We start from the raw sequence: 9,959 nt of genomic DNA on the forward strand, positions 1-9,959 counted from the left end.
CCGTCGACCAATCTAGGAAACTACCAAATGAACTCGCTTGCACAGAAGATCATCGACGCCCACGGCGGTCTCGAAACCTGGCGTCGCTACTCGTCCCTGACCGCGCATCTGAAGCAGGGCGGCGCTTTATGGGGTCTCAAAGGACATGGCGGAAAGCTCGACGAGACGAACGTGACTGTCGGCCTTGGCGAGGAGTGGGCCTCCCACTCTCCCTTCGGCGCGGAAGGCAGGGTGACCCGCTTCGAACCTGGCGTCGTCACCATCAAGGATTCGCAGGGCGGCGTTCTCGAAACACTTACCGATCCGCGCGCTTCCTTCGCCGGGCACAATCTCGAGACGCCTTGGACGGAACCGCAGCTCGCCTATTTCGCTGGAATTGCGATGTGGACCTATCTCAACATGCCGTTCCTGCTCGCAGCACCTGGTGTGTCCAGCGAACAGCTCGAAGACTGGCAGGAGGACGGCGAGACCTGGCAACGCCTCAAAGTGACGTTTCCTTCAGACATCGCAACGCACAGCACCGTCCAGACCTTGTACGTGGACGCGGATGGCCTCCTGAAGCGTCATGACTACGACGTCGAGATCGCCGGAAACACGCCGGGTGCCCATTACATGGAAGAATATGTCGAGGTGCAGGGATTGAAGTTCCCGACGTTGCGCCGGATCTTCCCGCGACAGCCCGATGGCCGCGCCATGCCGGAGCCGCTGGTCGTCTCGATCGATCTTTCCAACATCAGGCTGAGCTGAGCGTGTCGAGAAGCATAACTCTTTCTGCAGCTCGTGAGCTGATCGCGGCGGCGGAATCTTACGCTAATGGCATCGGCATCCGGGCAAGCATCGTCGTCCTCGACAGCGGCGGCGATATCGTCGCGACGGAGAGAATGGACGGCGCATGGGCCGGAGCCTTCGACCTAGCACTTGGAAAGGCGCGCACCGCGCGCGCCTTCCAGGCACCCTCCTCCACGTTCGTGCCGCTGATCCAGCCCGGTCAGTCCCTGTTCTCCGTCAACAGCGTCGGGGGCGGGCAGTACGTAATCCTGCCGGGCGGACAGCCTCTTGTCGCGAACGGCGATCTCCTTGGCGCGGTGGGCGTCAGCGGAGGCACCCCCGATCAGGACGAAGCAGTCGCAAACGCCGCTGTCGCCTCCCTCAACGCATCAAATACTAAGGGAATCGCATCATGACTGAACTTCTCGACATCGTGGTCGCAGCCCATGGCGGCCTCAATAGCTTCCATCGGTTCTCGTCAGTGACGGCAAAGCTTCATCAGGGAGGCGTTCTCTGGGCACTGAAAGGCAAGCCCACAGTGCTTGAGGACTGCCACGTCAAAGTGGATCTCAGACGGGAGCAAGTTTCCCACTGGCCGTTCGCTCCGACGCAGAACAGGTCCGTCTTCACGCCGGACAGAGTGGTCATCGAAGACCCCAATGGTCATGTCGTCGAGGAACTCATGCAGCCGAGGACGTCATTCGAAGGCTACGAGATGGAGACCCACTGGAGCAATCCGCAGGTGGCCTACTTCGCAGGCTACACGATGTGGACCTATCTCACCTCACCTTTCATCCTGAAGCGGCCGGGCGTCGTCACCGAGGAGATCGGGCCATGGAAGGAGAACGATCAGGAGTGGCGGCGACTGCGCGTGCGCTTCCCGGACGAGATCGCGACCCACAGCACCGAGCAGACGTTCTATTTCGACGATAGGGGGCTGCTTGTCCGCCACGACTATGAGGTCGACATCCAAGGTAAGAATGCTGCCGCCCGTTACATCAGCGACTACGTCACCGCAGATGGTATCGTCATGCCCGGCAAGATGCGCATCTACCCGCGCGGCGCCGACAACAAGCCACTTCCGGAGCCGCTGATCGTATCGGTCGATCTCTCGGACTTCCAGTTTTCATAAAACCTTCAGGGGCTTGCGATAGCGCTCTTCGTGTTATCCGTTCCCCCAATTGAGAGAGATCAAATGAGCTACATCACCACGAAAGACGGCGTCGAAATCTTCTACAAGGACTTGGGTTCTAAGGAAGCACAGCCGATCGTCTTCCATCACGGCTGGCCGCTGTCGTCCGACGACTGGGACGCGCAGATGCTGTTCTTCCTCTCGAAAGGCTACCGCGTCGTCGCCCATGACCGCCGCGGTCACGGCCGTTCGGCTCAGGTCGCAGACGGCCACGACATGAATCACTACGCGGCGGACGCATTCGCCGTTGTAGAAGCGCTCGATCTGAGGAACACCGTCCACATCGGGCACTCCACTGGCGGCGGCGAAGTTGCCCGTTACGTTGCCAAGCATGGCCAGCCAGCAGGTCGCGTTGCAAAGGCTGTCCTTGTCTCCGCCGTTCCTCCGCTGATGCTGAAGACAGAAGGCAATCCGGAAGGTCTGCCGATCGAGGTGTTCGATGGCTTCCGTTCAGCCCTTGCCGCCAACCGGGCGCAGTTCTTCCGCGATGTTCCGGCTGGCCCGTTCTACGGCTTCAACCGGGACGGCGCGACTGTCCATGAAGGCGTGATTCAGAATTGGTGGCGGCAGGGCATGATGGGTGGTGCGATTGCGCACTACGACGGGATCAAGGCCTTCTCTGAAACCGATCAGACGGAAGATCTCAAAGCGATCACAGTGCCGACGCTGGTTCTTCACGGGGAAGACGACCAGATCGTGCCGATCGCGGACGCAGCTCATAAGTCGATCAAGCTTCTACAGAACGGAACGATCAAGACATATCCCGGCTTCTCGCACGGCATGCTGACGGTCAATGCTGACGTACTGAACGCGGACTTGCTGGATTTCGTGAAGGCGTAAATTTCGCCGACACAGGCTGAAAACGAAACTCCGGGAGGACGGGTCTTTCACCGCTGTCCCGGAGTCCTTAGCTCGCTCTCACGGCCGTCCAGCTGATTTCTCCGCCGACCCGGTGATCGTGATTTCATGGGCCAATTACCTATCGAGCCCACGAAGAGAGATCAAGCGGAGAAAACCGCAAATGATCCTGAGGCGTCTCGGTACTCATAGTTCCGCTAAAACAACCCCGTTGATTTACGTTCCGTGGCCGGATCGAATCCGAGATAGTAGAACCAATTGGAATTGATCTGCACGATCCGCGAAGGCCGCCTTCCCCGCCTGGTCGCGTCCCGGCATCTGGGGGCGCCACGTCATGCTGAAGAAGGCCGGCGACTAGATCACGGCCCGCAAGGATGAGCTCGGCGCGCTGCTTGCCCGCGAAGAGGGCGAGACACTTTCGGAAGCCATGGGCGAGACGATCCGTGCGGCCCAGATCTTCGAATTCGTGGCCGGCGAAGCGCTGCGCCTCGCAGGCGAAGTCACCCGTCTGTGCGGCCGAATATCGGCGTCGAGATCACCCGCGAGCAGCTCGGCGTCATCGGCATCATCACACCCTGGAACTTCCCGATTGCGATCCCTGCCTGGAAGATTGCGCCGGCGCTCTGCTACGGCAACACAGTCGTCTTCAAGCCTGCCGAGCTCGTTCCCGGCTGTTCCTGCACCATGAAACTGTCGCTCTGGACGCACTTCACCTTCACCCATTCGCCGAGCCGGCCCGAGCGGTAAGGGGCATCCTTGTATTTCGCGATGATGCCTTCAAGGCCGTGCTCGCAGGCAGCAGCGAAGATATCACGCCCGTCCCCATCGATGGTCTCCGACAGGCGAATGGGCCCCTGTTCGTTTTTCAAGAGGGATTGGAGGAAATACCGGCGGGCAGTGAGTTCGAGGCTTCGAATGTTATGACCGTCGAAATACAGAAGATCGAAGGCGAACATGATGGAAGCGCCGGAGTTGAGCTTACCACCCCTTCCTCCGAGCGATTGCTGAAGCTGGCCGAAGTTCGAGCGGCCTTGCTCGTCGAGCACGACGGCCTCGCCATCCAGGATCGCGGAACCGACTCCGAGGCGTTTAGCATCCGCCTCGATCGCAGGAACCGATGCGTCCAATCATGGCCGCCGCGCGTGAGAATGCGAACATTGCCGTTGTTGAGATGCACTGCGATCCGATATCCGTCAAACTTTAATTCGTAGAGCCAGTCCGGACCGACTGGTGGACGCGGCTTAAGAAGCGCCAGGCAAGGCTCGATGCGAGCGGGCATAGGATCCAGCGGCAAGCGCGGTTGCGATGGATCACGCGGCTTTCGCGGACGGCTGCGGAGCGGCTTCACATCTGCAACGAGGGGCTTGGAACGCGGAGACTTTGTCATCAGGTGATTAAGCTTAAAAAGACAATTGCTCGATGTGACAAGGATTGAAGGCAGGCCGAAACAGGGAGACAGGTAGCTGTAACTTTGGAGCAGCCTGTCAGACGGGCGCTTGGCACACAAACAGGCGCCCCGCCAATCTATCGGAACAACCGGCCCGCTGCAAAGTTAGCCCCACGTTGCGACACTGCAACTTCCATGGAGGAGAAAATGCGCTTTAGACTTTTGACAACCTTGTTGCTCGCCGCCGGCCTTGCCGGATCAGCATTCGCCCAGTCTAACCCCGCCCCGGCCGGCTCTACGATAGACAAGAACCAGTCTGACACCGGAGGCGGCGCAAACACTGACATGAAGAAGCCAAAGGCCGTCGACCCAACGTCCACTGGCAGCACCATGAAAATGGACAAAACGAAATGTGCCAATCCCGCTAGCAGTGCGGGCGGCAGCAAGCTTCAGACCCAGGGTGGCAAGAGCAATGCCACTCCGGAAGACGAAGCCTGCGCGGCGCATAATAACTAATCCTTGAGCCTCACTTGCTAACAAAAAAAGCCGCCAAACGGGCTAAGGTTTGGCGGCTGACGTTTGGTTTTTGACTCGCACTTTTGCGAGTAGAAGTCTCGGCGCCGAGCTGCTGTTGTCTTCTAGAGTATGACCGCCTGCGATTCTTGGAAGAAAACGGTGCAACTCGAATGGGTGGAAGTTAGGTGGCGATGTGCCCAATGCCTGGTTCGCATGCGACGAGGCGAAACCACTGATGTTCTTTGCCGGCATCCATGTGCCGCGATGGAAAGGCGTCCGGAAGGTTCGGGACGGGCTTACGACCGATGATCAATGCGAGCGCCTTGGGAGGAGGCAAAGGAGCTTGCCCGTCCGCTACCGAACGATGCGCTGATCAATCTGTCACGTGAACCCTATGGATCATCGATCGTATCGAAATCTGGCGAGCCCGTGGCGTGGAGCAAGGCAGTCTACCGTAACCCCCTGGTCCTTCCGGGCGGCTTCGTTCACTTCGTCTTCCCCTTCTTCGGCGGTTCGTCCTGCAGCTCTATCCAGACGGGGCATGATCGCTGCTATGATCCCACCCGCGGACGTGCTTGTCGACTTCTGCTTTCGACAGCCGTGCGGCCGCCTCGGAACTCAGCAGGAAGTGGTCGATCCGCAGTCCGGCGTCGCGGGCGTAGGCATTGCGGAAATAATCCCAGAACGTGTAGATGCGTTCGTCCGGATGCAGATGTCGCAGCGCATCGGTCCAGCCTTGCTCCACGATTTTCCTAAAGGCTTCCCGGACTTCTATTCGGAACAGCGCATCGTTCGTCCAGCGTTCCGGCTTGTAAACGTCGATATCTGTCGGCATGACGTTGTAGTCGCCCGCGAGTACGACCGGAACTTCCAGATCGAGCAGCTCGGCCGCATAGTCATGCAGCCTCGTGAACCAGCGGAGTTTATAATCGAATTTCGGGCCGGGATATGGATTTCCGTTCGGGAGATAGAGCCCTCCGATGACGATGCCGTCGACGATAGCCTCGATATATCGGCTGTGTTCGTCATCCGGCTCGCCGGACAGACCTTTTCTCGTAAGGTGAGGCTCCTGTCCCTTGGCAAGGATCGCGACGCCGTTCCATGACTTCTGGCCCTGCCACACAGCCCCGTAGCCGGCAGCCTCGATCGCCTTGACCGGAAATTTCTCCTGCGGCGCTTTCAGCTCCTGCAGGCAGACGACGTCCGGCCCAGCCTCCTCAAGCCATCGGAGAAGAACTTCGAGCCTGCCGTTGACGCCGTTGACGTTGTAGGTCGCGAGCTTCACGACCTAATGTCGGCCGACTTCCGCTTCGACCTTCTTGCGAGAATTCCCAGCGTTCTTCACGGCTTTCTTGACCGCGTCCTTGGAAACGCCTTCCTTCTTCGCCTCGTAGCGGACTTCATGATCCTGTCCGCCGGCGACCTTGGCTCGATCCTGTGCTCTACCTCGGGACGTGGTTGGCATTTGCAGTCCTCCTTATGGTTTCGGTCACCGGAAAACGAACGCGGAGTCAGGAAGTTCCGCCCGCCCTAACGTGCGCGCCATCGGTCTCGCCCGGATACGGCGGCCTGATTTTGATTTCGCCGTAAGAGTTAGTTTCGAGGCACGGTACCGGAAGCCGCTGGACACCCGCTGACGCACCAACCTCATCGCTTTTCTCTTTAACGCAAGCCGAGAAGCGGGTCTGTTTCATTTTCGAGAGAGACGCTCAATCCCCCGCTCGGCCCGGAATTCCAGTCAGATCCTGCGCCCATGCCAATGCCGAAGAGCACCAGCTCTGCGATCGGGGCTTTAGCTCTTGGCGCTGATTTACCGTTCCCAGTCTGATCCCGACCTGCTCGGCATCTTCATCCTCTCCCGTCGTGTAGATGGGCGACCCGCAATCGCAACAGAAGAACTGCAGCCGCCGGCGACCGTTGTCGGCCGTCTTGACGTAAAGCTTGGGCTCGCCGGACGTGATCTTGAACTGGCTGCGTTGTGTGCTGACGGTCACTCGATACGCCGTGCCCGTCAACCTCTGGCAATCGGTGCAGTGGCAGATCGCGACGCCCTCCGGATCGACCTCGGCTTCATAGATGATCTTTCCGCATTGGCATGCGCCATCGATGTGCATGTCAGTCCTCCATCCGTTCTTGCTGTTTCGGACATAGAGGATGGTCGTCACAAGTCGACATCTACCTCTGCCTTGCCCACGCCCGAAGCGACGGCGCATGGAGTAGGAACGCAGCCTACAAGATCGTCTAGGTTGCCAACTGCGTCAGCAGGAAGCGGGGTCGCCGCAACGTCGCTCCACAACGCCTCGCGGAATCTTCCGTCTCCACGATATAACCCGGTTGACAACACGCTCCTTTTCATAGATTGTACCAATCAGTAAAGACATTACCAATCGGTACCGGCTTTACCATATGGCATCTAATCTGAACCAGGAAAGGATTTCATTATGTCTCGCCCACCACTTCCCCCATTCACTCGTGAAAGCGCCATCGAAAAGGTTCGCCTGGCCGAAGACGGGTGGAACACCCGCGACGCCGCCAAGGTAGCTCTGGCCTATACGCTCGACACCCGCTGGCGGAACCGCGTTGAATTTGCGACCAATCGCGAAGAAGCTCAGGCATTCCTGACACGTAAGTGGAACAAAGAGCACGAATACCGCCTCATCAAGGAACTTTGGGCCTTTACGGGCAATCGCATCGCAGTGCGGTATGCTTATGAATATCGTGACGATAGCGGGCGGTGGTTTAGGGCATATGGTAACGAAAACTGGGAATTTGCCGAGGATGGTCTGATGGCGCACAGGCACGCAAGCATCAACGAAATGCCGATCGCTGAGAGCGAGCGCTTGTTCCACTGGCCGCTCGGCCGTCGGCCTGACGATCACCCCAGCCTCAGCGACTTGGGTCTCTAGTATGGCACGTTTGGTTGCAGAACGATCCGACGCCATTGCCCCATTGGCTGAAGTGTTCCGCGAACATGGCTACGAAGGCGCGAGCCTTGCCCTGATCGGCGAGGCAACAGGTCTCGGCAAGGGCAGCCTTTACCATTTCTTTCCCAACGGAAAGGAAGAGATGGTGCAGGCCGTGCTAGCCGAGATCGAACGTTGGTTCGACGAAGCCGTCTATGCACCACTACGCGACGAGGTCGATGCTAATGGTGCTATCGATGCCATGCTCGATTCCGTCATGGATTACTTCAGGTCAGGCAGGCGCGTATGCCTAGTCGGTGCTCTGGCGGTCAGCAACACGAGAGACCGCTTCTCGCAAGCCATACGAGGATATTTCGTAGGCTGGGTGGATGCACTACACTCAGCGCTCGTTCGGCAGGGCCGGGACGATGATCAAGCGCGCCTTCTCTCCGAAGACGCCGTTCTCGCTATTCAGGGAGCAATTGTTCTTTCTCGGGCACTGGACGATCCGGCAGTTTTTCAACGTGCTATCGACCAGCTCCGAGGGCGATTGGTGGTTGAAGGCAACCACAACAAAGGCGCCAACGACGACTCGCACTGAAAGCGGCGTAAATCTCGGACAAATGCGATATCGGATTCGCTGTTTTGCGATGCCTCCGGCGGATCGCGCGTTAAAGGTCGTATGATGGGAACCACAGTCTCGACCGGCGCAAGTGCCATCATGGGAAGCTATGAGCTGGGAACCAACAGCGGCATCTGAAGCGCTTGCCTCATCGCGCTTGCACCACGAATACCAAACCGCGGCGTATTTACCATCCCACAGGCGCGTTGCGTCGTGGCCACGTGGAAGCGATCGCTGGTCAAAATGATGCAGCGCGGGAGACGTCATGAGCACCAAGGCGCCGCCTCTGGCTCAGCTCCAGTGACTCAGAAGCGAACGTCTGAAAAACCCTTGCTTCATCGTCAACGAGGCACCCGGATACCTCGCGCATGACGTCCCTTCAAGCATGGCCCACAGACTTCGTATTCGTCAATCAGTGTAGATTCGATTTTGCCTCGGACGCTGGCTGTTTAACAGCACACGCGCCAGACCGGATGCGGCAGCCTCGCCTGAATGTCCATTCGGGCCGCCAGACTCGTCCGGTGGACCACGGCTGAACGCAGTGATTGCCTTTTGATCGACAGTGGACACTCTACGCAGTCCGGAAGCCCAGCGCTCCCACATGTCGTCGGAAGCGGTAGAGCAACAGTTTCAGAGCCGATGGCAGGTCGCACGATCAATCCTGACGCCCGAGAATGCGCAGCGTTCGCTTGCTTGACTCTTCCAAATGGATCAGCATCAAGCGGAGCCTGGTGTGGTCAAGAAGTGCCTTATTTTCGATGTGGCACTCCAAACACTTCCCACATGACGTCGTTCTCCAACTCCCTACAGAGTTCCTCATATTCAAACACCATGGTTGGCTCGGCATTGTCCTCCCTGCGAAACCGTTCAAGTGCTAGGCACGCCTCCTCATAAGCTCCCAGCATTTCATCAACCGGCGGTCTGCAAGCCGCAGCCAAACGGAGGGCTTCCCGCTGAGACGCCGGCAACCTTAACAACATGCGCGCCAGACCGCATCTCGCAGCCTCACCTAGACGATTGAAGGACTTGTCCATTCCGCGCGACCGTCCCCTCATGGTGCCCAAACGACAGCTTGAACGCAGCGATTGCGTATTGGTCGCAAGGAGATACGATATCATGGTTCTCCAGATGAGCGGCGTAGAATACGGTAGAATACCTCGCTTCAAATAGCGTCATTTGACGCGCTACGCCAAATAAGCATCGGAGCGGTGCAAATGCGGTATTGTCACACCATGTGGTCATGCTTATCAGTTGCGACACGATTTATTGCTTAGGCGGCGTTGCGTGGTGTGCGAGGGGAATTCGATGGCAAGTGCAAGGTCAGGTGATGTGGCCCCAGCAGCGCCATCAGTCGAGGAGGTGCAAGACCAGCTGGAGCGCATCCTCGCCAACGAGAGTGTCCATCTGCCGGAGCGAGCCCGGCGGTTCCTGACATATATCGTGACGGAAACGCTTGCCGGTCGATCCCACTATCTCAAGGCCTACACGATCGCCGAGGCCGTTTTCGGAAGGAAGAATTTTGATGCTCAGGGCGATCCCGCGGTGCGGATCGAGGCGGGGCGAATTCGGCGGGAACTGGAACGCTATTATCTGATGGCTGGCGGCAGTGAGCCTGTTGTCATCACGATACCCAAGGGCCGATATATTCCCATATTCCAAGCTTCGTCAGATTGCCGTGGCGACACGGCGGACGAGGCAATGGCACTGGCTTCC

Annotated in this window: 9 protein-coding genes and 5 pseudogenes; 10 read left to right on the forward strand and 4 right to left on the reverse strand. The window is 58.4% G+C overall.

Features of this window, described 5'->3' with window-relative positions; translation table 11 throughout:
* The first annotated feature begins 27 nt into the window (after positions 1-27).
* The 5 genes and pseudogenes from BN77_RS23695 to BN77_RS32455 form a co-directional block, all read left to right on the forward strand.
* Positions 28-747 carry a hypothetical protein gene (locus BN77_RS23695; protein WP_007536841.1) on the forward strand — a complete coding sequence of 240 codons (720 nt, stop codon included), beginning with the start codon at positions 28-30 and terminating at the stop codon, positions 745-747.
* A 2-nt stretch (positions 748-749) separates the two neighbouring features.
* Entirely contained in the window at positions 750-1,184 is a 435-nt protein-coding gene (locus BN77_RS23700) for a GlcG/HbpS family heme-binding protein (protein WP_007536843.1), read from the forward strand.
* A complete protein-coding gene (locus BN77_RS23705) occupies positions 1,181-1,900 on the forward strand; it encodes a hypothetical protein (protein WP_007536845.1) in 720 nt (239 codons plus the stop codon). Before BN77_RS23700 ends, BN77_RS23705 begins: the two co-directional genes overlap by 4 nt.
* Before the next feature lie 63 nt (positions 1,901-1,963).
* Positions 1,964-2,800, forward strand: a complete 837-nt coding sequence (locus tag BN77_RS23710; protein WP_007536847.1) for an alpha/beta fold hydrolase — start codon at positions 1,964-1,966, stop codon at positions 2,798-2,800.
* Between the two features lie 295 nt (positions 2,801-3,095).
* Positions 3,096-3,496 (forward strand): annotated as a pseudogene (locus BN77_RS32455) (aldehyde dehydrogenase family protein); the annotation flags it as partial.
* 2 nt (positions 3,497-3,498) lie between these two features.
* Here the strand turns inward: BN77_RS32455 and BN77_RS23715 are convergent.
* Positions 3,499-4,205 (reverse strand): annotated as a pseudogene (locus tag BN77_RS23715) (ATP-dependent DNA ligase); the annotation flags it as partial.
* A gap of 207 nt (positions 4,206-4,412) precedes the next feature.
* Between BN77_RS23715 and BN77_RS23720 the strand changes: the two are divergent.
* Both BN77_RS23720 and BN77_RS35005 read left to right on the forward strand, forming a co-directional pair.
* Complete coding sequence (locus BN77_RS23720) at positions 4,413-4,721, forward strand: hypothetical protein (RefSeq protein ID WP_007536853.1); 309 nt, start codon at positions 4,413-4,415, stop codon at positions 4,719-4,721.
* A 184-nt stretch (positions 4,722-4,905) separates the two neighbouring features.
* Positions 4,906-5,153: pseudogene (locus BN77_RS35005) on the forward strand (SOS response-associated peptidase); the annotation flags it as partial.
* Between the two features lie 53 nt (positions 5,154-5,206).
* Here the strand turns inward: BN77_RS35005 and xth are convergent.
* The 3 genes and pseudogenes from xth to BN77_RS23730 all read right to left on the reverse strand — a co-directional run bounded on the left by xth (position 5,207) and on the right by BN77_RS23730 (position 6,835).
* A pseudogene (gene xth, locus BN77_RS23725) lies at positions 5,207-6,006 on the reverse strand (exodeoxyribonuclease III).
* Positions 6,007-6,009: 3 nt separating this feature from the next.
* The gene (locus BN77_RS32465) at positions 6,010-6,186 is read right to left on the reverse strand and encodes a DUF3606 domain-containing protein (protein WP_007536857.1); all 177 of its coding nucleotides are present in this window, start codon (positions 6,184-6,186) and stop codon (positions 6,010-6,012) included.
* A gap of 244 nt (positions 6,187-6,430) precedes the next feature.
* Positions 6,431-6,835, reverse strand: a complete 405-nt coding sequence (locus BN77_RS23730; RefSeq protein ID WP_007536859.1) for a GFA family protein — start codon at positions 6,833-6,835, stop codon at positions 6,431-6,433.
* Positions 6,836-7,162: 327 nt separating this feature from the next.
* On the opposite strand from BN77_RS23730, the gene BN77_RS23735 reads away from it, so the two are divergent.
* The 3 genes and pseudogenes from BN77_RS23735 to BN77_RS34225 form a co-directional block, all read left to right on the forward strand.
* Positions 7,163-7,627 (forward strand): nuclear transport factor 2 family protein, encoded by a 465-nt coding sequence (locus BN77_RS23735; protein ID WP_007536861.1) that lies wholly within the window; start codon positions 7,163-7,165, stop codon positions 7,625-7,627.
* 1 nt (position 7,628) lies between these two features.
* The gene (locus BN77_RS23740; protein ID WP_007536864.1) at positions 7,629-8,225 is read left to right on the forward strand and encodes a TetR/AcrR family transcriptional regulator; all 597 of its coding nucleotides are present in this window, start codon (positions 7,629-7,631) and stop codon (positions 8,223-8,225) included.
* Between the two features lie 1,326 nt (positions 8,226-9,551).
* A pseudogene (locus tag BN77_RS34225) lies at positions 9,552-9,959 on the forward strand (hypothetical protein); the annotation flags it as partial.

Origin of the sequence: Rhizobium mesoamericanum STM3625 (assembly GCF_000312665.1) — a bacterium.
Taxonomy (GTDB): Bacteria; Pseudomonadota; Alphaproteobacteria; order Rhizobiales; family Rhizobiaceae; genus Rhizobium; species Rhizobium mesoamericanum.

Coding starts and splice junctions, on each gene's coding strand:
- BN77_RS23730 (WP_007536859.1), bottom strand. CDS start 6,835: ATGCACATCGATGGCGCATGCCAATGCGGAAAGATCATCTATGAAGCC.
- BN77_RS23720 (WP_007536853.1), top strand. CDS start 4,413: ATGCGCTTTAGACTTTTGACAACCTTGTTGCTCGCCGCCGGCCTTGCC.
- BN77_RS23695 (WP_007536841.1), top strand. CDS start 28: ATGAACTCGCTTGCACAGAAGATCATCGACGCCCACGGCGGTCTCGAA.
- BN77_RS32465 (WP_007536857.1), bottom strand. CDS start 6,186: ATGCCAACCACGTCCCGAGGTAGAGCACAGGATCGAGCCAAGGTCGCC.
- BN77_RS23735 (WP_007536861.1), top strand. CDS start 7,163: ATGTCTCGCCCACCACTTCCCCCATTCACTCGTGAAAGCGCCATCGAA.
- BN77_RS23740 (WP_007536864.1), top strand. CDS start 7,629: ATGGCACGTTTGGTTGCAGAACGATCCGACGCCATTGCCCCATTGGCT.
- BN77_RS23710 (WP_007536847.1), top strand. CDS start 1,964: ATGAGCTACATCACCACGAAAGACGGCGTCGAAATCTTCTACAAGGAC.
- BN77_RS23705 (WP_007536845.1), top strand. CDS start 1,181: ATGACTGAACTTCTCGACATCGTGGTCGCAGCCCATGGCGGCCTCAAT.